Source organism: Pseudomonas sp. OV546, assembly GCF_900116845.1.
GTDB classification, from domain to species: domain Bacteria; phylum Pseudomonadota; class Gammaproteobacteria; order Pseudomonadales; family Pseudomonadaceae; genus Aquipseudomonas; species Aquipseudomonas petroselini.
The window spans coordinates 1-24,380 of record NZ_FPCE01000015.1 but is presented as its reverse complement, the minus strand read 5'-3'; the positions used below and the strand labels follow the sequence as shown (position 1 = coordinate 24,380).

At 58.2% G+C, this 24,380-nt stretch carries 22 protein-coding genes and 1 pseudogene; 12 read left to right on the top strand and 11 right to left on the bottom strand.

All coding sequences use genetic code 11. The features are described 5' to 3' along the window. Window positions 1-7 precede the first annotated feature (7 nt). From BM403_RS26350 to BM403_RS26335, 4 genes are read right to left on the bottom strand one after another with little or no spacing between them, the layout of a single operon-like run. On the bottom strand, window positions 8-1,729 hold the full coding sequence (locus BM403_RS26350; protein WP_218189872.1) for an ABC transporter ATP-binding protein: 1,722 nt from the start codon (window positions 1,727-1,729) through the stop codon (window positions 8-10). Window positions 1,730-1,784: 55 nt separating this feature from the next. After that, window positions 1,785-2,909: a DegT/DnrJ/EryC1/StrS family aminotransferase gene (locus BM403_RS26345; protein WP_093545892.1), complete on the bottom strand. Its 1,125-nt coding sequence runs from the start codon at window positions 2,907-2,909 to the stop codon at window positions 1,785-1,787. Further along, entirely contained in the window at window positions 2,906-3,370 is a 465-nt protein-coding gene (locus BM403_RS26340) for an acyltransferase (protein ID WP_093545889.1), read from the bottom strand. Before BM403_RS26340 ends, BM403_RS26345 begins: the two co-directional genes overlap by 4 nt. Further along, window positions 3,363-3,773 (bottom strand): sugar 3,4-ketoisomerase, encoded by a 411-nt coding sequence (locus BM403_RS26335; protein ID WP_093545886.1) that lies wholly within the window; start codon window positions 3,771-3,773, stop codon window positions 3,363-3,365. Before BM403_RS26335 ends, BM403_RS26340 begins: the two co-directional genes overlap by 8 nt. A 996-nt stretch (window positions 3,774-4,769) precedes the next feature. Here BM403_RS26335 and BM403_RS26330 point away from each other — a divergent pair. Beyond that, window positions 4,770-5,109 (top strand): annotated as a pseudogene (locus BM403_RS26330) (ComEA family DNA-binding protein). Between the two features lie 20 nt (window positions 5,110-5,129). Here the strand turns inward: BM403_RS26330 and BM403_RS26325 are convergent. Further along, window positions 5,130-5,708, bottom strand: a complete 579-nt coding sequence (locus BM403_RS26325; protein ID WP_093545883.1) for a TetR/AcrR family transcriptional regulator — start codon at window positions 5,706-5,708, stop codon at window positions 5,130-5,132. A 132-nt stretch (window positions 5,709-5,840) separates the two neighbouring features. Here BM403_RS26325 and BM403_RS26320 point away from each other — a divergent pair, with 132 nt between their 5' ends. After that, window positions 5,841-6,485, top strand: coding sequence for a GntR family transcriptional regulator (locus BM403_RS26320; RefSeq protein ID WP_093545880.1), 645 nt, complete (start codon window positions 5,841-5,843; stop codon window positions 6,483-6,485). Window positions 6,486-6,500: 15 nt separating this feature from the next. After that, window positions 6,501-7,349: an urea carboxylase-associated family protein gene (locus BM403_RS26315; protein WP_093545877.1), complete on the top strand. Its 849-nt coding sequence runs from the start codon at window positions 6,501-6,503 to the stop codon at window positions 7,347-7,349. A gap of 74 nt (window positions 7,350-7,423) precedes the next feature. On the opposite strand, the gene BM403_RS26310 is transcribed toward BM403_RS26315, so the two are convergent. Continuing rightward, a complete protein-coding gene (locus BM403_RS26310; protein WP_012722955.1) occupies window positions 7,424-7,591 on the bottom strand; it encodes a DUF2897 family protein in 168 nt (55 codons plus the stop codon). A 112-nt stretch (window positions 7,592-7,703) separates the two neighbouring features. After that, complete coding sequence (eat, locus tag BM403_RS26305) at window positions 7,704-9,068, bottom strand: ethanolamine permease (RefSeq protein ID WP_010211919.1); 1,365 nt, start codon at window positions 9,066-9,068, stop codon at window positions 7,704-7,706. Between the two features lie 402 nt (window positions 9,069-9,470). On the opposite strand from eat, the gene kdpF reads away from it, so the two are divergent. From kdpF to BM403_RS26275, 6 genes are all read left to right on the top strand, one after another. Next, complete coding sequence (kdpF, locus tag BM403_RS26300; RefSeq protein ID WP_003218754.1) at window positions 9,471-9,560, top strand: K(+)-transporting ATPase subunit F; 90 nt, start codon at window positions 9,471-9,473, stop codon at window positions 9,558-9,560. 9 nt (window positions 9,561-9,569) lie between these two features. Continuing rightward, window positions 9,570-11,264, top strand: a complete 1,695-nt coding sequence (gene kdpA, locus BM403_RS26295; protein ID WP_046035051.1) for a potassium-transporting ATPase subunit KdpA — start codon at window positions 9,570-9,572, stop codon at window positions 11,262-11,264. A 15-nt stretch (window positions 11,265-11,279) separates the two neighbouring features. Further along, complete coding sequence (gene kdpB, locus BM403_RS26290; protein ID WP_175538110.1) at window positions 11,280-13,337, top strand: potassium-transporting ATPase subunit KdpB; 2,058 nt, start codon at window positions 11,280-11,282, stop codon at window positions 13,335-13,337. A gap of 100 nt (window positions 13,338-13,437) precedes the next feature. Beyond that, entirely contained in the window at window positions 13,438-13,983 is a 546-nt protein-coding gene (gene kdpC, locus BM403_RS26285) for a potassium-transporting ATPase subunit KdpC (RefSeq protein WP_093545870.1), read from the top strand. Between the two features lie 123 nt (window positions 13,984-14,106). Continuing rightward, on the top strand, window positions 14,107-16,758 hold the full coding sequence (locus BM403_RS26280) for a sensor histidine kinase (protein ID WP_093545867.1): 2,652 nt from the start codon (window positions 14,107-14,109) through the stop codon (window positions 16,756-16,758). A gap of 37 nt (window positions 16,759-16,795) precedes the next feature. Then, window positions 16,796-17,485, top strand: coding sequence for a response regulator (locus BM403_RS26275; RefSeq protein WP_043204998.1), 690 nt, complete (start codon window positions 16,796-16,798; stop codon window positions 17,483-17,485). A 114-nt stretch (window positions 17,486-17,599) separates the two neighbouring features. On the opposite strand, the gene BM403_RS26270 is transcribed toward BM403_RS26275, so the two are convergent. Then, window positions 17,600-18,637 (bottom strand): patatin-like phospholipase family protein, encoded by a 1,038-nt coding sequence (locus BM403_RS26270; protein WP_012722961.1) that lies wholly within the window; start codon window positions 18,635-18,637, stop codon window positions 17,600-17,602. A gap of 228 nt (window positions 18,638-18,865) precedes the next feature. On the opposite strand from BM403_RS26270, the gene BM403_RS26265 reads away from it, so the two are divergent. From BM403_RS26265 to BM403_RS26255, 3 genes are all read left to right on the top strand, one after another. Then, window positions 18,866-19,144, top strand: coding sequence for a hypothetical protein (locus tag BM403_RS26265; RefSeq protein ID WP_012722962.1), 279 nt, complete (start codon window positions 18,866-18,868; stop codon window positions 19,142-19,144). 41 nt (window positions 19,145-19,185) lie between these two features. Next, window positions 19,186-19,947 carry a CHAD domain-containing protein gene (locus BM403_RS26260; RefSeq protein ID WP_093545864.1) on the top strand — a complete coding sequence of 254 codons (762 nt, stop codon included), beginning with the start codon at window positions 19,186-19,188 and terminating at the stop codon, window positions 19,945-19,947. 90 nt (window positions 19,948-20,037) lie between these two features. After that, complete coding sequence (locus tag BM403_RS26255) at window positions 20,038-20,835, top strand: acyl-CoA thioesterase (RefSeq protein ID WP_012722964.1); 798 nt, start codon at window positions 20,038-20,040, stop codon at window positions 20,833-20,835. 2 nt (window positions 20,836-20,837) lie between these two features. Here BM403_RS26255 and BM403_RS26250 read toward each other — a convergent pair whose 3' ends face one another. The 3 genes from BM403_RS26250 to BM403_RS26245 form a co-directional block, all read right to left on the bottom strand. Further along, window positions 20,838-21,200 (bottom strand): Mpo1-like protein, encoded by a 363-nt coding sequence (locus BM403_RS26250; RefSeq protein WP_012722965.1) that lies wholly within the window; start codon window positions 21,198-21,200, stop codon window positions 20,838-20,840. Between the two features lie 196 nt (window positions 21,201-21,396). Continuing rightward, a complete protein-coding gene (locus BM403_RS31720; protein ID WP_139238004.1) occupies window positions 21,397-22,029 on the bottom strand; it encodes a hypothetical protein in 633 nt (210 codons plus the stop codon). Between the two features lie 3 nt (window positions 22,030-22,032). After that, window positions 22,033-24,380 (bottom strand): RHS repeat-associated core domain-containing protein (locus tag BM403_RS26245; RefSeq protein WP_175538109.1); only part of this gene is annotated, 2,348 nt, incomplete at its 5' end.

Below are 24,380 nucleotides of genomic sequence, written 5' to 3'. Positions count from 1 at the left end.
CCCATATTTACACAGACTGTTTCAATGTGGCGCCGCATAGGGACTCATAGGAACCGCTCTTCACAATTACGCCATTCTCTATTTCGATCACTGTGTCACATCCCTTGAGGGTATTGAGCCGATGGGCGATAACGATCAATGTTATGTCCTCACCAAGCCCTTCTACGGCTTTCATCACCTCAAGCTCGGTTTTGCTGTCAAGCGCGCTGGTTGCTTCATCCAGAACGATAACGCTTGCTTCTTTATAAAAGGCTCTGGCAATCGCGATACGTTGACGCTGTCCACCTGATAGAAAAACGCCTCTTTCCCCTACTGGTGTGTCGTAGCCATCTGCCCAAGACTCGATAACTTCTGCCATTTGGGCTTTTTCTGCGGCCCGCCGAACGCGTTCAAGATCTATATCTTGATAAGCTATTCCAAAGGCGATGTTCTCCGCCACCGAGGCGTCAGATAGAAATATAAGTTGAGGTACATGTGCAATGTTGGCCTGCCAATTGCGACAATTAGCAGTTGTAATCTGCTCGTTATCGACCAGGAAAGTACCCTCGGTCGGGGTCAACAATCCCATCAACATGTCGAGTAGTGTACTTTTACCACTTCCTGTTGCGCCGACCAACCCGATACGCCCACCTTTAGGGATGTTGAGATTAATATCCTTCAGCACCCACGGGCCATTCTCACCATAACGGAAAGATACGGCGTTGAGTGACAGCGACTCACTGAAGGGGTGATGGGTTCGGGGCGTGTCCGTATCGAGTTGAATGTTTGTTTCCGGAAGAAGGTTGAGTACATCCAGCAAGGAGTCATGGGCGCCTCTGATGCAGGCCCACGCTGCGTAAGACTGCTGCAATACTGGCAATAGGCGCTGTGCCGCCAGGGCTAATGCTCCCAGTATCGGTATAGAGGCTAACAATCCTCCAGGTTGCTGCGCGAGCCAGTAGGCGAATACAGCAACCATCAACATGCCAAACGATTCGATCGTATACCGCGGCGCGTTCGCAATGATTTGTATGTTGGCTTTGGCCCTGCGCAGTTTTGAATCGGCAGCGTCAAAGTCTTTCCGATACGACAGCTGAGAGGCGTCGATAATGACGTCACGAATCCCCTCAAGGCTTTCATTCAGTAACTTTAGAACTTTGTCCGAGCTTGAACTCACTTCAAGACTGTCTTTGCCAAGTTGTTTCTTCGTGGCAAAAATTACTAAGACGTAGACGCTGCCAAAACTGGCAAATGCAAGGAACGCAACAACCGGTTCAATGGCCAGTACGATGATAAGTATCGCGAGCATCATGAAAGCCGAACTGGCAATCGTCAATGTGGGAATGAGGAATTCACGAACAACAATGTCAACTTTGTTGAAAATAGCCGTAATCACCTCACTGCTGTTTCGCGAAAGGTGCTTGCTGTAAGGCTGATGTATTACCGCCTTGTAGATACCTCCCGCCAAATCGCTACCTACCGCAGAGCTGAAGCGGTTCTGTGCCCACATCAAAACAAAACGGCTGGCCCCGGACAAAATGGCCGCAAGCGCGAAAATGATCGTAAGGGGCAGAAGCAGTCCGTCAGCGCGGGTGATTCCAAGCGCAGTGAGCACGCTGCTTGCGAGAGGCTGATCCATTAATTTTTCTGGATTGATCAGAACCGCCAGAAATGGAACGATCGCGCCGATACTCAAAACTTCAGCAAACGACGCAATAATCATAAGAACAAGGATGATAGATAGCTGCACCTTCCTCTTTAGAGTCAGGCACTTCCAGAGTCTTATTAACGATGCAATCATCAGTTCACGCTTCACACACAAAGTTATTGACAGCTGTAATGACAAATTGAACTTCTGACGAGGTCATGACAGGGCTTATCGGTAGGCTCAGCACTTGCTTGTGTATCGCCTCAGTCAGAGGATAACTGCGGGAGTTCCACTGCTGGTACGCCTGTTGTTGGTGTGCTGGGACAGGATAGTGAATGATCGTTTGAATCCCTTGAGCGAGCAGGTACTGCTGCAATTCGTCACGTCGTTTGCATTGAATAACGAATACATGCCATACATGACTTTCCAGGGATTGCACGGGTGTGCCCGCCGCCAACGGCAGCGTTATGCCAGGATTGCGGATGCCTTCCATATATTTCTGGGCGACATCTCTGCGAGCTGTTGTTTGCTCATCCAGATACTTGAGTTTGACACTCAACATGGCTGCCTGGATTTCATCGAGGCGGCTGTTTACTCCTTGATAAAGGTTCTTGTACTTTTCGTGCGAGCCATAATTTCGCAGTGCTCTCAGGGTATCAGCCAGCTCATCATCGTCGGTAGTGATCGCGCCCGCGTCGCCTAAAGCCCCGAGATTTTTGCCTGGGTAAAAGCTGAATCCTGATGCATCGCCCCAACTCCCGGCGCAGCGTCCGTCCTGGCGGGCGCCGTGTGCCTGAGCTGAGTCTTCCAATACAAGGAGGTTGTTTCGTTTCGCCAACGACATTAATGCTGGCATATCGCAGAGCTGGCCATACAGGTGCACCGCCATGATTGCCCGGGTCTTGGGTGTGATAGCTGATTCAACAAGCTGCGGGTTCAAATTGTAGGTCGCTGCATCCGGCTCCACCAACACGGGTATCAACCGATTTTCCGTAATGGCAAGAATGCTTGCAATATAAGTGTTGGCCGGGACGATAACCTCATCCCCTTCCTTGAGCCTGCCCAGTTCCTTCCAGGCGCGCAATGTCAGGTTTAGCGCATCAAGGCCGTTCGCAACGCCGATGCAGTGACGGCTCTGTGTATAAGTAGAAAACTGCGCTTCAAACTTGGAAAGCTCATTGCCGCCAATAAACCAGCCTGAATCAATAACTCGAGTGCAAGACTCAATTAACTCTTCGCGCATCACGGCGTTGATTTTCTTTAAGTCGAGAAAGCTAATCATTTGTCGATATACCTGATGATTTTTGCGGGGTTGCCAATAACTACAGCCCTAGCTGGAACGTTTTTTGTCACAACAGCCCCCGCACCAACCATCGCGTAGGATCCTACAGTCACACCGGGGAGCAGCGTGGCATTGGCGCCAATGCTGGCCCCCTTCATAATTGTTATACCCGTAAACGTTTCGGGGTAAATCTTAGATCTCGGCATGGGATCATTTGTGAATGTAGCGTTGGGGCCCAGAAAAACGTCGTCCTCAATGCGGGTGCCGTCCCACAAAAAGACACCTGATTTAATGGTGACATTGTTACCAATAACTACATCGCTTTCGATTAAAGTGTGCGCGCAGATATTGCAATTACTGCCGATGGCGGCACCTTCAAAGACAATACTGAATTGCCATATCCGCGTGCCAGCTCCAATATTTCCACTTTTGACGTCCGCCAGCGAGTGGATCTTAGACATCTTTCGCAGCCTCTATAAAATCTTCATAATTGCGAATATAGTCTGACTCGTCATAGTGCTCGCTAGCCAGTACTAATAAAATGCAGTCGTCACTAAAGTCGTGCATTTCTCGCCATACCATGCTCTCGATCAAGATCCCCTTGGTAGGGTTTTCCATCCAACATTCTTCACGGGATAGTCCATTATCAAGGACCATTCTAAGTTTCCCCATGACACAAATAGCAACTTGTTTTAAGTTGCGGTGGGCATGAAATCCACGGCTGACTTCTTCAGCGGTATGGTAAATGTAGTAAACACGTTTTATATCAAAAGGGATTGCTTTTTCCATGCCGATTTCGAGAGCTACCAATCCCCCCCTTTCATCACCTAAGCTAGGAAAATCAATCCATTTGATTAAGCTCATTTTCCTCTTCCACCGTCTGCAATAAATTTGACTAAAAATAAATAGAGCTGCGTTTTCAGGCCTTTAGCGTTTTTTTCAAGCGGATCTGAAAATTTCTAGATTACGCGAAGCGGTCTTGAAGTACACGTAAAGTTTAGCCATTTGTCCGCTTTGGCATAGAATCGGCGGCAGTCCTTCAGCTAGAGATCAGGCTTGCGTGACAGTGAACTCCGGGGGCCTCCATCGGGTTGACACATTCCATGAATCGCCTCCGCGCTCGATACTCATCATGAGGGGCGATAGATGTTTACGGCGACATCGTTCTGGCCGACCGTTTCCAAGATCCGACAGGGGCGCGCATGCGCAGGGTGTGATCAATCGCAAGGTCACCTCTGGCGCTCAAAATTTGTTTCCGCACGTTAGACCTGAGTACGTTCAAGTCGCGCAATATACCAGATGCCACTATCCCCGGTGAACGCTTCATGCAGAGCGGGTGTTCCGCGCGAGCCCGTTCCTGCCGATACACCTACGTTAAATCTTTTGAGCTCGACTGTATCTGGGCCATACCAGCCTGCGGTCCCGCATTGATGACATCAAGCTGTCGCTCTCAGGGAGCTCTCTGGGGGGCGGACGGAAATGAGTGGGTGCAAGGCGGGCGGCTGGCACAATGCTTTAGTAAGACCGCCGGTATTGCATTGTTGCTGCTCTAATACAGAAGCTGCGTCGTTAAGGCTATAAACAGAGTCTTTTTAACGGGCACTTATTTATAAAGTAATGGGTGTTTCAGATGAGGCAGGTAATCGGGTCTGCTTAGATACCTGTCAGACTAGATGATTATATATTTGGTCAGATTAAACAAAGTGTCTGACTTGCTTAAAATTTTTGTCGATAATGGCATTTTCAACGAGTTCACGCTTTGTAACATGAGGGTTTTTGACTTGGTTGAAGTTTCATCTAACGTGGAAAAGCAGCTTCGGAAAAGCTGCTTTTCCTTCACCAATGTCATGGAGCGTCAAAATGCAAAACACCTACCTCACCTCCCTAATCTTCGCCTTCCTCACCACTCTCTCCGTCACCACCACCGCAGCCCCTTCCATCAAACCCGAAGCCCCAACCCCCAACCCCCATCACCGCCCAAATGTCTAAGGCCGAGCAACCCGCCAAGGTCAACCTCAACGCCGCCGACGCCGAAACCCTGCGTCGTGACCTCTTCGGTATTGGCGCCTCCAAAGCCAAGGCAATCGTGGCCTACCGCGAAAGCAATGGCCCGTTCACGGCGGTGGATGAGTTGTTGGAAGTGAAGGGGATCGGCAAGGCTCTGCTGGAGAAAAACCGCGAGAGGCTTGTGATCAACTAAGCCAATACAAGGGAGGCCGGTCACTGACCGGCTTTTTGATCCTCTGAAACCTGGGTCTTCAAACTGTCTCGCACCACCTCCATGATTCGCATGGCGAGTGCCTTGTCCTCAACACTCCTGGCAAGCACCAGGGCCCCGACCAGTGTCGACATCATCACCAAGCTTTGTGCATCACTCTGTCCTTCCCCCAAGGCCGTTTCGATCTGCTTGAGCCGCGCGTCGAGTACGGCATCCGTCGTCGGACTGTGCTGGCCTCTCAGCCCTAGCTCCGAAGACATGGTCGGCAATGGACAGCCTTCAGCCGGCGAGTTGAGGTGCCACTCCGATAAGTAACTGTCAATAAACGCTTCCAGCGGCCGTTCCTGGCTGAACAGCGTTTCGCAATGGGCATCCAGCTCTGCTGCGGCGGCCTGCAGGGCTTTTTCTACCAGTTCACCCTTGGATCTGAAGTGCGCGTAAAACCCACCATGCGTCAGGTCCAGCGCTTTCATCAACGGCTGCAAGCCGGTGGCGCCGATGCCGTCGCGGCGAAAGCGTACGGAGGCTTCCTTGATGATGCGTTGGTGGGTCTGGGCTTTGTGGTTGGACGAATAACGCATAGGGCGGCCTCGGTGACAGGCTGGCATTTTAACCAACTTGACTCCATTTACACGTCTCTCCTGAGCCTTGGCCGTTGGCACGAAAAGTGATTACCTCTACGCACAAGATTGTTCAACAATCGTGAGGTAACCATGACACTCAGTTTGTCCCTGGCCGATCAGATCGCCCTGGAGTTGCGTGCCGACATCATCGGCGGGCGGCTGTTGCCGGGAATGCCGTTGGTTGAGGCCGAGCTGGTGACCGCCTATAACGCCTCGCGCAATACCATCCGCGAAGCGCTGCACCGTCTGGGTCAGGAAGGGCTGGCGCGGTATGTGCGCAATAAGGGCGTAATGGTCCGTCGCTTGGAGCGAGAGGAAGTGCGTGACTTATTTGTAGTCCGCCGCACCCTGGAGTTGCAGGCCATCGCCCAGAGTGGCCCTTTGACAGAGGATCAATCCGCGCGCATGCAGAACGCCATCGACGCCACCACCCTGGCCCGTGAGCGCGAAGACTGGCGTGCAGTCGCCACTCATAGCCTGGTGTTTCACCAGCAAATCGTCGGGTTGATGCGCAGCCCCTTGTTCGATGAGTTTTTTGCCCAAGTGATCGCCCAATTGCGCCTGGTGTTTTGCGCTGCGCCCGATGAGCAGCGCTTCCAGTCGCCGTGGTTGGAGCGTGATTGTGAGATTTACACCTTGTTGGTCCAGCAGGACAAACCGGCGGCAGGGCAGGCGATGAGCCTGTACCTGGCTGATTCGGAACGCCTGTCGTTGGCTTTGTTTAATCACCCCTGATCGAGGATCTGCATTATGTACAAAGACTATCCGGCCGCTTATCAGGTCAGCAAAGGTTCGGCGTTGCAGGTCGACACGGCGTTTTACGAGCGTATCCGTGACCAAAAACAGCAACGCACGTTGATCGAGCAATTCGAAGTGCCGATCCGCACGGGCAGGGCGTGGAAGGTGCCGGCCGGGCATGTGTTTCGTGTGACCACGCCGGTTGGGCCGCAGGTGGGTGACTTTAATGTGTGGAACGCCAACGACCCACGCGAGCGTTTGTGGGCGGCGCGTACGCGTCAGTTGCAGGGCGCTCATGTCAGTACCCATGACCGGCTGTGGTCGAACCTGCCTTTTTTGCGGCCCTTGGTGACGATCACCGATGACAGTCTGGCCGGTTATGGCATTGATGAGCACGGCGGACGTTTGCATGATTTGCTCGGCACGCGTTGTGATCCGTATGTGAACCGGATGCTCACCGGTGAGGACTTCCATCACCATTGTCACTCGAACCTGACCCGCGCGGTTTTACCCCATGGTCTGACGGAATTCGACGTGCATGATGTGCTGAATATTTTCCAGTGCACGGGCCTGAATCATGACGACATGTATTTCATGAAGGCGTGCCCGGCGCAGAAGGGGGATTACCTGGAGTTCTTTGCTGAGATTGATTTGTTGTGTGCGTTGTCGACGTGCCCCGGTGGGGATTTGTCGCTGCCGATGTGGGGGCCGGAGGCGCAGGACCCGTTGACGGTGTGCCGCCCGCTGGGGGTTGAGATTTATAAATTGGAGGATGCGTTGCTGAGTGGCTGGAGCCAGCCTGAGCGTGCTGCCTATAAGGGGCAGCACGGGTTGCATATTGCCAAGGCGGATTGGGAGTAACGCTTTAGAGGGGCGGCTTCGCAGCCAGCGGGAGCAAGCTCCCTCGCCACAGGTTGTTTGTCAGGGCGGCTATGTTAGCGATCCTGCGCATCCTTGGCGTCCGCCTGGGCGTTTCGCTCGGCCACGCGCTTGCGTTGTTCGTCGGTGAGTTCCACTTTGTTGGCGCTGTCACGCAGCATCATCAGTCCACCGACGATCGACCCGATGGCGACCACTAATATCAACCATGCATACCACGGCATAAGGCTCTCCTTGAGGCAGATTGCCGTGGGAGAGTTTTCCCACGGGAATAACTGCTTTGAGTGACGGGCTTTCTTACTAGTTCAGTGTAGGCCCGTTCTGCCTCTTAGTAGATCAGAGCCCGGTCAACATCGCATCCGCCGGTGCATCGGCGCGGTCTTGCGCGGTCATCTGGAAGTAGGCGAACCCCACGACCATAAAGCCCAGGAAGATCAGCCCGATCAGTGCATTGAACCAGGCCATGGCCACCAGGCACACCACCGCCAGCACCAGCGCGATGCCCGGCACGATGGGGTAACCCGGTGCGCGGAAGGTGCGTTCCAGCAGCGGTTCGGTCTTACGCAGTTTGAACAGGCTGAGCATGCTCATGATGTACATCACGATGGCGCCGAATACCGCCATGGTGATCATCGCGGCGGTCAACGTCATGCCGCCCAGGTTGATCAGGCCGTCGCTGTAGATCGCTGCGATGCCGACCACGCCACCGGCGATGATTGCGCGGTGCGGTGTCTGAAAACGCGACAGTTTGGCCAGGAAAGACGGCAGGTACCCGGCGCGGGCCAGGGCGAAGAACTGGCGCGAGTAACCCAGGATGATGCCGTGGAAGCTCGCTACCAGGCCAAACAAGCCGATCCACACCAGCATGTGCAACCAGCCGGAGCTGTCGCCGACCACGGTCTTCATGGCTTGTGGCAGCGGGTCGTTGATGTTCGACAGGGTGCGCCAGTCGCCCACGCCGCCAGCGAAGAACATCACGCCCATGGCCAGGATCACCAGGGTCAGGATGCCGCTGATGTAGGCTTTTGGAATGGTGCGCTTCGGATCTTTCGCTTCTTCGGCCGCCATGGCCGCGCCTTCGATGGCGAGGAAGAACCAGATGGCGAAAGGAATCGCGGCAAACATCCCGGCAATCGCCGGGGCGCCGAAGGTATCGGAGCCGGCCCAGCCGTTCAGGGCGAAGTTGCTGAAGCTGAAGGCAGGCGCGACCACGCCCATAAACACCAGCAGTTCAGCGACGGCGAGCACGCACACCACCAGTTCGAAGGTGGCGGCCAGTTTCACGCCGAGGATGTTGAGGCCCATGAAGACGATATAGGCGCCGACGGCGGCGTGTTTCGGGTCCAGTGCTGGAAACTGCACATTCAGGTAGGCGCCGATGGCCAAGGCGATGGCGGGGGGCGCAAAGACGAATTCGATCAATGTCGCGAGCCCGGCGATTAAGCCACCTTTCTCGCCAAAAGCGCGACGGCTGTAGGCAAACGGCCCGCCTGCGTGAGGAATGGCGGTGGTCAGTTCGGTGAAGCTGAAGATAAAGCAGGTGTACATTGCGGCGACCATCAATGAGGTCACCAGGAAGCCCAAGGTCCCGGCGACGCCCCAGCCATAGCTCCAGCCGAAATATTCCCCGGAAATCACCAGCCCGACCGCAATACCCCATAAGTGCAGGGTGCCCAAGGTGGGTTTGAGTTGTGTGTTCATTGTGTTGCTCTCCCTGAACCGGTTGGAATGATTCAAGGTGTTGCAGCGGACATGCCAGGCTGGGAATCATTGTCGTAAAGCTGCGCAACTGTCGCGCTGGGGATGGTTTGGCGTTTGAACATGTCCGGTATCGCACCAGATAAGTGCGGGAGTGGCTGTGCGGGCCTCATCGGGGGCAAGCCCCCTCCCACATTCCGACCGGTGTACGCAGGCCAAGTGTGGGAGGGGGCTTGCCCCCGATGAGGCCCTCCCAATCACCACAAATCCCTCTGTAACCTGCGCATAAACCCACTCTTTACGCCGTCTTTACGCCCCACCCACACCCTCGCTCTCGTTCCTTTACACCACTCCTGCCGACAATTGCCCCACACGCGGCACTCGCCGCTAAACGGAGAGACTTCCATGAGCGTTCTGGACGGGGTGTCACTGCTATTGGCCGTGGCGCTGTTCATTTATCTGCTGGTTGCGCTGTTACGCGCGGATCGGAACTAGGAGCGGGCTATGCACAGTTATGACTATTGGCTGATCATCGCCTTCTTCGCCGTGGTACTGGTGCCGGCACCGTTCCTGGGGCGGTTCTATTACAAGGTGATGGAGGGGCAGCGCACCTGGCTCACGCCGGTATTGGGCCCGGTGGAACGTGCCTGTTATCGCCTGTCGGGCGTGGACGAGCAGCAGGAACAAAGCTGGCAGAAATACATGCTGGCCTTGCTCGCGTTCAACCTCGCGGGCTTTTTGCTGTTGTTCGCGATCCTGTTGTTCCAGGACTACCTCCCACTGAACCCGCAGAAATTGCCGGGGCAGGAGTGGACCCTGGCCTTCAACACCGCGGTCAGTTTCATGACCAACACCAACTGGCAGTCCTACAGCGGTGAGGCATCCCTGAGTTACCTCAGCCAGATGGCCGGCCTGACGGTGCAGAACTTCGTCAGCGCGGCGACCGGTCTGGCGGTCTTGGTCGCGCTTTGCCGCGGGATCGGTCGCAAGTCCACCAAGACGCTGGGCAACTTCTGGGTCGATATGACCCGCGCCACGCTCTACGGCCTGCTGCCGTTGTGCCTGGTGCTGGCGTTGTTCCTGGTGTGGCAGGGCGTGCCGCAGACCTTCGCTCACTACGTTGACGCCGTGACAATGCAAGGCGTGGATCAAGTGATTCCCCTTGGCCCGGCGGCGAGCCAGATTGCGATCAAGCAATTGGGCACCAACGGCGGCGGCTTCTTCGGTGTCAACTCGGCACACCCGTTTGAAGACCCGACGGCCTGGGCCAACCTGTTTGAGTTGGCGGCCATCATCCTGATCCCGGTGGCGCTGGTGTTCACCTTCGGCCACTACGTCAAAGACCTGCGTCAGAGCCGCGCGATCCTCGGCTGCATGCTGGCGCTGTTCCTGATCGGCGGCGCGACCTCGTTGTGGGCCGAATACCAGCCCAATCCGACCCTGAATAATCCGGCCGTGGAGCAAACCGCGCCGCTGGAAGGCAAGGAAGCCCGCTTCGGCACCACCGGTACGGTGCTGTGGTCGGTGACGACGACGGCGGCGTCCAACGGTTCGGTCAACGGCATGCAGGACAGCCTCAACCCCCTCAGCGGCATGGTTGCGCTGGTCAACATGATGGTCGGCGAAGTGATCTTCGGCGGCGTCGGCGCCGGCATGTACGGCATGTTGCTCAACGTGTTGATTGCGGTGTTCCTCGCCGGCCTGATGATCGGCCGCACCCCGGAATACCTGGGCAAAAAGCTACAGGCCAAGGAAGTGCAATTGCTGGTCGTGACCCTCTTGGTGATGCCGGTTGGCGTGCTGGTGCTCGGCGCCATTGCCGCGAGCCTGCCTGGCCCGGCCGGTGCCATCAGTAACCCTGGCCCCCACGGTTTCAGCCAGTTGCTCTACGCCTACACCTCGGCCAGTGCCAACAACGGCTCGGCATTCGGCGGTTTCAGCGCCAACACGCCGTTCCACAACCTGATGCTGGGCCTGGGCATGTTGATCGGCCGCTTCGGCTACATCCTTCCGGTACTGGCCCTGGCCGGCAGCCTGGCGATGAAGAAGACCGCACCGATTGGCCAGAACAGCTTCCCGACCCACGGCCCGCTGTTCGTGACCCTGTTGACCGTGACCATTTTGCTGGTGGGCGGCCTGACCTTCCTGCCAACGCTGGCGTTAGGCCCCATCGCTGAACACTTGAGCATGGGCTTCTAGTAAAGGGATATGAAAATGAATATGCCTGCAAAAAACGCGGCCCCGGTCAAAACCCAGGAACCCGCCAAAACCGCCATCTCAGCCCTGTGGCGCCCGGCGCTGGTCCAGGCGTTCGTCAAGCTGGACCCGCGTCAACTGCAACGCTCGCCGGTGATGCTGGTGGTCGAGCTGACCGCCATCCTCACCACCGTGCTGTGCTTCGTGCCTGACACCGCCGTGCCGACGTTCGTCGCGGTGCAGATTGCCGTGTGGTTGTGGTTCACCGTGCTCTTCGCCAACTTCGCCGAAGCCTTGGCCGAAGGGCGTGGCAAGGCGCGTGCCGACAGCCTCAAGGCCGGCAGTGAAGGCCTGAGCGCACGCCGCAAGGAGCCGGATGGCAGCTTCAAGGTCGTGCCGGCCACCAGCCTGCGCAAAGGCGATGTGGTGCGCGTTGCCGCCGGGGAAATGATCCCCGGAGACGGCGAAGTCATCGAAGGTATTGCGGCGGTCAACGAAGCGGCGATCACCGGGGAATCCGCCCCGGTGATCCGTGAGTCCGGCGGCGACCGTTCGGCCGTCACCGGCAACACCCGCCTGGTCTCGGATTGGCTGCTGATCCGCATCACCGCCAACCCCGGCGAGTCCACACTCGACCGCATGATCGCCTTGGTGGAAGGCGCCAAACGCCAGAAAACCCCCAACGAAGTCGCGCTGGATATCCTGCTGATCGGCCTGACCCTGATCTTCCTGTTGGTGGTGGTGACCCTGCAACCGTTCGCCCACTTCGCCAATGGCAGCTTGCCGCTGGTGTTCCTGGTCGCACTGCTGGTGACGCTGATTCCTACCACCATCGGCGGCTTGTTGTCGGCCATCGGTATCGCCGGCATGGACCGTCTGGTGCGCCTCAATGTCATCGCCAAGTCCGGGCGTGCCGTGGAAGCGGCGGGCGACGTGCATGTGTTGCTGCTGGACAAGACCGGCACCATCACCTTTGGTAACCGTCGCTGTGCGGCGGTGGTCGCGGCGCCTGGCGTCAGTGGCAAGGAAGTGGCCGAAGGCGCGTTGTTTGCCTCGCTGGCGGATGACACGGCGGAAGGTAAATCCATCGTCGAATACCTGCGCGCCTTGCACCCTCAGGCCGAGCCGACTGCGGACGAGCTGACGACCGTGCCGTTCAGTGCCGAAACGCGGTTGTCCGGTGTCGATTATCAGGGCCGCGTATTTCGCAAAGGCGCGGTGGATTCGCTGTTGGCGTTCATCGGTCTACAACGTCGCGACCTGCAGCCCGCGCTGTCGCGGGAAATCGACAAGATCGCCCAAAGCGGCGGCACCCCGTTGCTGGTGTGTGCCGATGGCAAGTTGCTCGGCGCGATCCACCTGAAGGACGTGGTCAAGCCCGGCATCCGTGAGCGTTTCGCTGAGCTGCGCAAACTGGGCATCCGCACCGTGATGGTCACCGGTGACAACCCGCTGACCGCTGCCGCGATTGCGGCCGAAGCGGGCGTGGATGATGTGCTGGCCGAAGCCACGCCGGAGAAAAAACTCGCGCGCATTCGCCATGAACAGAACGACGGCCGCCTGGTGGCGATGTGTGGTGACGGCGCCAATGACGCCCCGGCGCTGGCCCAGGCGGACGTCGGCATGGCCATGAATGACGGCACTCAGGCCGCTCGCGAAGCCGCCAACATGGTCGACCTCGACAGCGACCCGACCAAGCTGTTGGACGTGGTGCAGATCGGCAAGGAATTGCTGGTGACCCGTGGCGCGCTGACCACCTTCTCCATCGCCAACGACGTGGCCAAGTACTTCGCGATCCTGCCGGCGTTGTTCGCCTCGATCTACCCGCAACTCGGCGTGCTCAACGTGATGCACTTGCAGAGCCCGCAGAGCGCGATTCTCTCCGCCATCGTGTTTAACGCCTTGATCATTGTGGTGCTGATTCCGTTGGCGCTGCGCGGTGTGCGTGTGCAGGCGGCGAGTGCGGCGGCGTTGCTGCGGCGCAACCTGTTGATCTACGGGCTGGGCGGGATTCTGGTGCCGTTCGTGGGCATCAAGGCGATCGACATGCTGCTGACTGCGCTGCACCTGGTGTAACCGAACCTGCTCTTTGTAGTGAGCGGGCTTGCCCCGCGCCGGGCTGCGAAGCAGCCCCATTGCAACACAGCAGAGCGTCCCACAAATTGAGGAATCCGAAATGTCCAACATCGTCCGCCCGGCCCTGAGCCTGCTGGTGCTCATGACCCTGATCACCGGCGTCGCCTACCCATTGGTGGTGACCGGCGTCGCCCAAGTCGCCTTCCCGGACCAGGCCAATGGCAGCCTAGTACGCGACGCCAGCGGCAAAGTGCGCGGTTCCAGCCTGATCGCCCAAGACTTTACCGGCGACGGCTGGTTCCATCCGCGTCCGTCCGCCGGCGCTTTTGCGACGGTTTCCAGCAGCGCCAGTAACCTCGGCCCAAGCAACCCGGCGCTGGCGACGCGTATCTTCGATGACGCGAGCAAACAGTTAGTGCCGAGCCAGGGGCCGGTGCCCTTGGTATCGCTGACTACCTCTGGCAGCGGTCTTGATCCACACTTGCCACCCGAGGCGATTGCCTATCAACTGGCGCGGGTGGCGGCGGCGCGGAATGTGCCGGTGTCGACCCTGCAGCGGTTGCTGGATGAACACATCGAAAGCCCGTTGGTGGGGCCGCCGGTGGTGAATGTGCTGGCGCTGAATATGGCCCTGGAAAAGTTGTAGTCAGTGGCTCCGGCATCGCAGGCAAGCCAGCTCCCACAGGGGAATGCATTCCAAATGTGGGAGTGGGCTTGCCCGCGATGGCGGCCTGAGGTGCAACCAATAAACATCTGAAGGAACCCGAGCATGAGCGACTCCGGCCGCGCCGACGCCCTGTTAGCCGATCTGCCCCGGGACGGCCGTGGCCGGCTCAAAGTTTTCCTCGGCGCTGCGCCGGGGGTGGGCAAGACCTACGCGATGCTCCAGGCCGCGCACACGCAGTTGCGCCAAGGCGTGCGGTTGGTTGCCGGCGTGGTCGAAACCCATGGTCGCGCCGAGACCGAAGCGTTGCTCAGCGGCCTGCCACAGCAACCCTTGCTGCGCAGCGAATACCGCGGCGTGATGCTCGAAGAAATGGACCTCGACGGCCTGCTCGCCGCCAAGCCCAGGCTGGTGTTGGTGGACGAACTGGCCCACAGCAACGCCCCCGGCAGTCGCCACGAAAAACGCTGGCAAGACATCCAGGAATTGCTTGCCGCCGGCATCAACGTGTTTACCACGGTCAACGTCCAGCACTTGGAAAGCCTCAACGACCAAGTGCGCGGTATCACCGGCGTGCAGGTGCGCGAAACCTTGCCGGACTGGGTGCTGCAAGAGGCCGACGAACTGTTGCTGATCGACCTGCCATCCCGCGAATTGCTGGAGCGCTTGCGCGACGGCAAGGTCTACGTGCCGGAACAGGCCCGCGCGGCCATCGATGCGTTTTTCACCCAGACCAATCTGATGGCCCTGCGCGAGTTGGCGATGCAAACCGCCGCCGCCCACGTCGATGACGATCTGGCCCAGGGTTATCGCCAACTGGGCCAGTCCGCGCCTGCGGTGCGCGGGCGCTTGCTGGTGGGGGTGGATGGCGATGCGCAGGCCGAACGCTTGGTACGGCACGCCAGCCGCGTTGCCCAGCGCCGCCATTTGCCGTGGAGCCTGGTGCATATCGACAACGGCCGGGCGCGGGATGAGCAGTCGAGGCTACGCCTGCAGAATGCCCAGCAACTGGCCGAACGCCTGGGCGGTGAGGTGGTGTTGCTGCGGGCGGGGGAGGTGGCCAAGACGCTGATCCAGCATGCCGCCGAACGCCGTGCCAGCTTGTTGCTGGTGGGGCAATCGCGGATGCGTTGGCGGCGTCGGTTATTCGGGGGTGGCCTGGCCGCGCGCTTGCTGCGTCATGCGCGGGGTCTGGAAATCAACATCCTCGACAGCGACGACATGCCCGCGTCGCCCCGTTTGCCGGAGGTGCGTGGGCTGGTGTGGTTCGATTACGCGCTGGCGGTCGTGGCGACGGTGGTTGCGGCGGCAGTGGCTTGGGCGGTGTCCAGCGTGTTGCCGCTGCCGAATATCTCGCTGGTGTTCCTGGCCGCGGTATTGCTGGTGGCGGTGCGCAGCAGCCTGGGGCCGTCGCTGGTGTGCGCGGGATTGTCGTTCATGACCTACGACTTCCTGTTTATCCCACCGAATTTTTCCTTCGCCATCCAGCGCGAAGAAGACGTACTGACCCTGTTGTTCTTCCTATTGATGGCGGCGCTGACGGGCAACCTGGCTGCGCGCCAACGCCGCCAGTTGCAGGCGCTGCGCGATACCCAGGAAGAAACCAGCGAACTGCTGGACCTGTCACGCAAACTCACCGCCGCTACCGATCGCCAGGCAGTGATCAGCGCGGCGGCGCATCATTTGGAAGGCTGGAGCGACCTCGACCTGTGCCTGGTCAACCGCGACGGCCAGGGCGGCTGGGCGATTGAGACCGGGGGCCCGCTGACGCTGACCGAAGCCGAGCGCGCCGCCGCCGACTGGGCCTGGCAGCATGATCAGCCGGCGGGCATGGGCACCGGCACGTTGCCGTTCGGGCGTTGGTGGTGGTGGCCGCTGTCGGGCGAAGAGGGCCCGCTGGGGTTGCTGGGGGTCAGTCCCAAGCCCGGTCTGGAATTGAGCGGTCAACGCCGTCGCTTGCTGACCGCCTTGAGCCAACCGCTGGCCCAGGCACTGGCGCGGGCGCAACTGGCCCAGGAGCTTGAGTCCGCTCGGCTGCATGGCGAAACCGAACAACTGCGCAGTGCGTTGCTGGCTTCGGTGTCCCATGATTTGCGCACGCCGCTGACCTCCATGCGCGGCAGCATCGACAGCCTGCTGGCACTCGGTGAGGCCATTCCCCTGGAGGATCGCCGCGAATTGCTCGAGGGCACCCGCGATGAGGCCGAGCGCCTGGATCGCTATATCCAGAACTTGCTGGACATGACACGCCTTGGCCACGGTGCGTTGAAACTGGCGCGGGATTGGGTCTCGCCGGGCGATATCGTCGGCAGCGCCCTCGGTCGTTTGCGGGCGGTGCTGGCGCCGTTGCAGGTGAGGGCCGATGTGCCGCCGGAGCTGCCGTTGTTGTATGTGCATGCCGCGTTGATCGAGCAGGCCCTGGTGAATGTGCTGGAAAACGCCGCACGCTTTTCGCCTCCGCAAGGCCGCTTGCAACTGAGTGCCGGGGTGTTGGATAACCAGCTGTTTTTCGCCGTGGCTGATGAAGGCCCCGGCATTCCCGAAGACGAACGCGCAAAGATCTTTGACATGTTCTACACCGCCGCTCGCGGTGATCGAGGCGGGCAGGGCACAGGCCTGGGCCTGGCGATCTGCCAAGGCATGGTCGGTGCCCACGGTGGGCATATCAGCGTGGCCGACGGTATCGACGGGCGTGGCACCTGCATCACCTTGTTCCTGCCCTTGCCGACACAGCCTGGCCTGGAGCGCGAGGCATGAGCTACCCTGCTTTCTTCACGGATTTTGATTGGACACCATGAGCCAGACCGCGACGATTTTGGTCATTGATGACGAACCGCAGATCCGCAAATTCCTGCGCATCAGCCTGGCCTCCCAGGGCTACAAAGTGATCGAGGCCGGCACCGGCACCGAAGGCCTGGCCCAGGCGGCGCTGAGCAAGCCGGACTTGCTGGTGCTCGACCTTGGCCTGCCGGACATGGACGGCCAGCAGGTGCTGCGCGAATTCCGCGAATGGTCGACGGTGCCGGTGCTGGTGCTGTCGGTACGGGCCAGCGAAGGGCAAAAGGTCGAGGCCCTCGACAGCGGTGCCAATGACTATGTGACCAAACCCTTTGGCATCCAGGAGTTTCTCGCCCGTGTACGCGCGTTGCTGCGTCAGGCCCCGGCCGGTGAAGCGCAGGAAGCGGCCTTGAGTTTTGGCCCGTTGACGGTGGACCTGGCCTATCGCCGGGTGCTGCTGGACGGGGCGGAAGTGGCGTTGACTCGCAAGGAATATGCGGTGCTGGCGCAACTGGCACGGCATCCGGGGCGGGTGATTACCCAGCAACAGTTACTCAAGGATATCTGGGGGCCGACCCATACTGAAGACAGCCATTACTTGCGCATTGTGGTGGGGCATCTGCGGCAAAAACTGGCGGATGACCCGACCCAGCCAAGGTTTATCGTGACTGAGGCGGGGGTGGGGTATCGGTTGTTAGGCGGGTAGATCGTTGGTGCTTGCTCTGGCGTCATCGCAGGCAAGCCAGCTCCCACAGGGAAATGCATTCCAAATGTGGGAGCTGGCTTGCCTGCGATGGGGCCATCAGCATCACCAAGGGTCTCAGCGCTGCTCACTCTCATAGCGATCCAACGTATCACTGGCAATTTCCCGCCCCAGCGCGATCAACTCCGGCGCCTTGTAGAACTCGAAAAACCGACACACGCGCTTCGGCACGTTAATCAACACATCCGGCGGATAGCCGGCAATCTTGTACTGCGCCAGTGACGTCTGCATCACCTCGAAGCTCTGGTTGATCAGGTCGAGCAGCGACGCCGGGCCGACGTTATCGATGATGAACGAACCGGTCGCTGACTTGGGCGCGCCGGGCTTTTCCGGCGCGGCGGCGGGTTGCTGGGACTCCGGCTCGGCAGACTCCAGCCACGGGTTGATCTCCGCCGCCTGGGCCTCCAAGGCTTCCTGCTCCAGCTTCATCAGTTGTTCGGCCTGCTTGCGGCGAAACGGCAAGTGCGAACCGAGTGATTTCGCCAAGTTGTTGAAGCGACTCTTGAACGCTGGCGGGCGCTGGATCACCGGCAACTGGTAGTGCTTCTGGTTGGTGGCGTTAAGGTTGACCGCGATGATCAAGTCACAGTGGCTCGACACCACCGGCACGATGGGCAGAGGGTTGAGCAAGCCGCCGTCCACCAGCATGCGATTGCCTTGCATCACCGGAGTGAACAGGCTGGGAATCGCCGCCGAGGCGCGCATGGCCTGGTGCAGGCAGCCTTCCTGGAACCAGATCTCCTGCTGGTTGGTGAGGTCGGTGGCGACGGCGGTGTAGGGGATGCGCAGCTCTTCGATATTGATCTCGCCGACGATCTTGCGGATCTGCCCGAAGACTTTCTCGCCACGAATGGCCCCCAAGCGAAAACTCACGTCGACCAGGCGCAGCACGTCGAGGTAGTCGAGGCTTTCAATCCAGTTCCGATATTCATCCAGTTTGCCGGCGGCGTAGATCCCGCCGACGACTGCCCCCATGGAACACCCGGCGATACAGGCAATGTCATAGCCACGCCGTTCGATTTCCTCAATCACGCCGATATGCGCGTAGCCCCGGGCCCCGCCGGAGCCCAGCACCAAGGCAACACGTTTATTCATGGTCCATGTCCTCCCCAAGGCAGGTGCCCACAATGCACCCATTGAGGGGGCGGCTTCAATCTTCGCGGGGCCTGCAATATTTTTCCAGGATAGCCGCAGTGCTCGGGTATGCTCTGGTATTGCTCGGGTATGTAGGTACTATCGATTTCAGGCTAAGGACAGGCACTTTTCCATGTAGGCAACGTCTACAGCGTACGACTGTTTTTTCTTTATTTTGAGGTGTCATCGATGAAAGCCTGGATGTGTGTGCCTGTGATCGTGTTGGCCCTTGCCGGTTGCGCCGGGAAAACCGCGTATCGCGACAGCTGCGGCTCGCAACTGGACGCCGCCTGGAAAGAGCTGGACTTGGCCAAGGCGGAAGGTTTTGCCGGGACCGTGAGCTATTCCAAAGCCTTGTCTTTGTTGACAGGGGCCAAGACCCAGCAACAGTTCGAGGCGTTTGAAGGCTGCTCCAACAAGGCCGAGAAAGCGCGGTTCTATATCCGAGAGTCTCGCGCAGGGCGTTAACCTGCTGTGAGTAGGACATTTCATCAGCTAGCGAGGGCAGAATGTCAGCTTTGGTCGATCAGTTAGTCGCTCAGGTCATTGGCCTGGAAGTAGGGTTACTGAGCTGCCAGGCTCGCCTCGCCGCCGTCACCGACGATGAAGCCCTGCACGACCTGCGCACCACCGTGCGCCGTTTGCGCAGTTTGTTGCGCCCCTTGCGTGGGTTGCCTGGGGTTGAGCAGCTTGAATCGGCCGCCCGTACTGTCGGCCAATTGACGACGCCGCTACGCGACCGCGAGGTGCTGGCGGCTTATTTACTTCAGCATGGTCATCACGAGGCCGCCGACCGGCGACTGCGCCTGCAACCCGCTGCCTATTGCCAAGTGGCGCAGAGCCCGGAGCTCGCGCATTTGCTGCTGATCCTCGACGCTTTCCCACGTTTCATCCGGGCCTCTGAACACCAGAAGCTGCTCAAAGGTTTGCGTGCGCGAATCGAAAAACGCTTGGCCAAGCAATGGCAGAAGCTCGATGAAGCGTTGAAGGACCCCGACCATGATCGCCATCGCCTGCGGTTGTTGATCAAGCGTGTGCGTTACGCCGCTGAGGCTTACCCCGAATTGGACAAGTTGCCTGCCAACGCCCTGTCGCGGCTGAAAAAGGCCCAAGGCGCCCTGGGGGATTGGCATGATTGCTGGCAATGGTTGGCGCAAGCCGAGCATCAGGCGGATCTGCAACCTTGTGTTGCGGTGTGGCATCGCACCATGGCCAAGGCTGAAGGGCAGGCGGATCGGGTGCTGGACAAACTCAGCGCCGATTGTTTCTGAGCCGGTCCGGCTTTTGGCCGGAATAGGCGCTGTACCTGGCCGGTTCGATGGTTAAGATCGCTCATCTGTTCCTCTTGATGTGAGACCGCTATGCGCTTTAGTGATTTGCTCGATGCCGCCCGTAGCAACCCGCTGGATGTCACCATCCCCGCCGAATGGGCCCAGGGTCGCGCGACCTTTGGTGGGTTGGTCGCCGCATTGCAATACGAAGCCCTGCGTGCCCAGGTGCCGGCCGATCGCCCGCTGCGGTCGCTGGCAATCACCTTCGTTGGCCCTGTAGCGCCCGACGTTTGCGCCAGTTATCAAGTCGAAGTGTTACGCGAAGGCAAAGCGGTCAGCCAGTTGCTCGGCCGCGTGGTGCAGAACGGAGAAGTGGCAACGTTGGTACAAGCCAGTTTTGGCGCGTCCCGTGAGTCGGAAATTGCGGTTGAGAGTCAAGCGCCACCCGTGTTCAAACACTGGGATGAGTGCCAGGAACTGCCCTATATCAAGGGCGTCACCCCCGAATTCATGCGCCACCTGGCAATGCGCTGGAGCGTCGGCGGCCTGCCGTTCACCGGCAACAAATCCCGCGATATGGGCGGTTGGGTGCGGTTACGTGGAGATGTGAAAGAAGAGCCACTGACCGAGGCACATATACTCGCCCTGGTCGATGCCTGGCCCCCGGCACTGTTGCCGCACCTCAAAAAACCGGCACCGGGCAGCACCCTGACCTGGACCATCGAATTCATCCAGCCCCTGCAAGACCTCACGACTCTCGACTGGTGCCAGTACTACGTCAACATCGAGCACGCCCGCGACGGCTACGGCCATGCCGCCGCCGCGCTATGGAGCCCGACCGGCGAACTCATCGCCATCAGCCGCCAGACCGTGGTGGTCTTCGCCTGACCTCAATGCCTGTGGCGCTGCCGCCAGGCACGCCACCAGCCACCGCTCAACACAAAACGCGGAAAGGTCACGAACTGTTCGACCACCAGGCGTTGTACCGCATCATTACGGTCACTGAACGGCTCACTGGCCTGGGCTTCCAGGCTATGGCCATGCCGCTGCAGCGCCAAGCCGGCCAGGATACCGACAACCCCGATGGCAAAACTGGCCAGGCTCAGGCTGAACACCCCGGACACGATCAACAGAAACCCGATGATAAACAGCGGCACGGCAATCAGGTGCAACGCCAGGTTGGTCGGGTGCTGATGGTTCTGCGGGTAGTTACGCCATTGCCAGGCGGGGAGATTGGGATGACGTTTGCCCATGATGGTGAATCCTCTGTCCGTTGAAACAACATGGAGAGAGTTTAGGTGGGGTTGGGTGGGGGGGCGAATTGGGGTTGGCTATGGGGTCTATAGACCTATACGAAATAATAGGTATCGACTAGCAGTCTAATATTCAGCTCTTCTGAGAGGGCATATATGTAAGGTAAACAAGGTGAATGGCGCACTCCTAAACCCATTATCTGTGGATATATGCGTAAACACCGTCCTGCTGGATTTCTTCCAAATTCATTTTTTGGAGGGTTTCGTTTAGGTAAGGCAAGTGTTCTGAATGGCAAATGAGCTGGGCAACACCATGTGTTTCCGCATCAAAAAAACTAAAGGCTAACGAACTTCGATCTGAAAGTATCAGTTTGAAATCATCGGTTTTAGATAAGTGGTCTAGATGCTTCAGTCTCTGCCACAAGTTTTCGAGATTGCTATTTTCTTTCTGCATAAGTGTCACGCAGTATCGATAGCTGGTTAGTGTAGATGGGTCTATCTGATCCGGTTTGGAGTTAAGGTGCTCTATTCCAGAATAAATGGAGGTTGTCTCATTTTTTTTGAGTATATCGTTTGGTGCTGAATGTTTTGAGTGCTCTTTTAAAGTTAGGTATTCTTGTGTTTTATTTTCGTGCGGGAACCCCAAGGTGTACCAAGTTATGATTGTTGGCCACTCTGCTGTTAGTGAGGACGCGAGTTCGCACCATGTGTTCCAGACACTTTTAAAGTCTTGATTGAGTAGAGAGATTGTAGAGAACTCGCATTCCTTGGTTGAATATAATTGGTTCCATAGACTGATGCCAACTTCTTTGATGAGTACGGTGTTCATTGATTACCTCTTGAAGTATGTGTGAGAATCATCGCCAATTGTAAGTGGTGCTTTTTGGCGCTTGATGGTTATTTTAGTATTAAAGTGGGGGCCGTGATTGCCTTTCTTGTGTCCTAAGGAGTGCTCACGAATTTCAATTATTCGGCCATTTAAATTGAATTCATAGATTCGACTCTCTGTATAGCGATCTTGATCGGTAAGGGGATCTCTATATACGTGTCCCGGATGCAGGTGTTTGGGAACCCCGCCAATTTCTTTCGCTCTTCTAAAAGCCCCATTTCTAGACAGTTTGGTATCAAAGCCTTTAGGTAGCTCGACATCACCCTCATTGACTTTAACGTTTTCCGCCGGGTTTTCTACGCGATTTGAGGGTTTACACCCATCGCCTCCAGGACACCTACTCAACCCTAGCGGATCTACCCATCCCGTAGGGTTGGGCACGTACTGGTACGCATTGATCCCACCCGCCAGCTTCACCAGGTCCGACGTCAGGTACCGACCAATATCCGGATGGTAGTAGCGATGGCGGTTGTAGTGCAGCCCGCTTTCTTGGTCGAAGTACTGGCCCTGAAAGCGCAGCGGGTTGTCGATTTTTCCGATGTCGACGTGGCTGATTTCGCCGTAGGCGCGGTAATGGGCGGACCAGACGATTTCTCCGTCGGCGGCGGTGAGTTCCTGCGGCGTGCCGAGGTGGTCGAGTTGATAGTGGTAAGCCTTGGTTTCCTTTGGGCCGAAGCCTTCCAGCAGGACGAGCGGGCGGAAGGTTTCGGGTTCGTAGACATAGCTGCGGTGACGGTCCTGGTGGTGCTCGGCGATGAGTGTGTCGCCTTGCCAGAAGAACTCGGTGGTTACGTCGCCGACAGTTTTGCTGATACGCCGCCCAAACGGGTCGTAGCGGTAGCTGGCGGTCTGGCCGTTGGGTTGGGTGAGGCCGATCAGCCGATGCTGGCAGTCGTAGCGGTATTCGGTGACGAGTGCGTAGCCTTTGCCGCGGCGTTCGCGGATGAGGTTGCCGAAGGCGTCGTAGTCGTAGTGGTGGTCGCCTTGGATCATCAGGCGATTGCCCGCCACGATGTCGGGGCCCGGACGGTCTTGCATGAGCAGGTTGCCGGCGGGGTCGTGGCCGAAGCGTTCTGGCTCGCCTTGGGAGTGGTCGGCGCGGGTGAGGCGGTTTAGTGGGTCGTAGTGGTAGTGGTGCTCGCCTTTGCGAGTGTCGAGCCGGCGGGTGAGGTTGCCGGATTTGTCGTAGTCGTAATGACGGCGGTACACCGGGCCGTCGGCATCGCCGATGCTTTGGTTGAACAGGCGTCCCTGGTGGTCGTGTTGGTAAGTGCTGAGCAGTTTGCCTTGGGTACGTTGTTGTTCGCGGCCTGCGTTGAATTGGTGTGAGGTCAGTACCGCGCCGTTCAGTTCAACTGTGGAAAGATGGCCGCCTTTGTCGTGGTTGAAGGTGAGGCGGTTGTTGTCGGGCAGGCGCAGGTTTGTTAGTTGGCCGCAGGTGTCGTAGCCGTAGCGCAGGGTGCCCCAGCCTTGGTGTTCGGCGGTGAGGCGGTTTTGTTTGTCGTATTCGTAGGCCAGGGCCCAGTGGCCGTCTTCGACGCTGAGGAGGTTGCCCTGGCGGTCGTAGGCATAGTCGACGGCACCACCATCAGGCAGGGTTTTTCTTACGAGTCGACCGGCATGGTCGCGCTCGTAGCGGGTAACCTGCTGACTGCCGTCATCACCGTGTTCGGTCTTTTCCTGAAGGTTGCCGTTGAGGTCGTAAACGTAGGCCGTGCGCTGACCGTCAAACCCGGTTTCCTGCTGGATCAGGCCATTGCTGTGGTACTGAAGTCGGTAGGTCTCGCCAACCTCGTTTTCGATCTCGGTCAGCAACAAACGTACGTTGTCGTAGCGGTAGTTGACCTGGCTGCCATCGGCATTGATGCGGCGGCTGATCAGGTGCAGGCCGTCGGCGTATTCGTAGCGGGTGACGTGCCCTAGTTCATCGCGTTCGGAAGTGATTTTTCCGTAGGGGTTGTAGGTATATTTACGCGTTTCGCCGCTCGGCAAGACGATTTGGACTAACCGCCCAATGTCGTTCCACTCAAATTGTGTGAGCGCACCGTGCTCATCTTCTTGGGAGATTTTTCGCCCAAGATCGTCATAGCGATACCGCTTGATTCCACCATTCGGCCACTGCTCCTCAAGCAACTGCCCACGTTCATTCCAAACCAACTTCTGACAGCTGTGATCCGGATACCAAACCCCAACCAACTGCCCATATTTGTTGTAGCTGTAGTCAATAGCGTTGCCGTCAGGATCGGTCCTGCGCGTCACATCCCCCTGATCATTCCGCTCATACTTCCAAA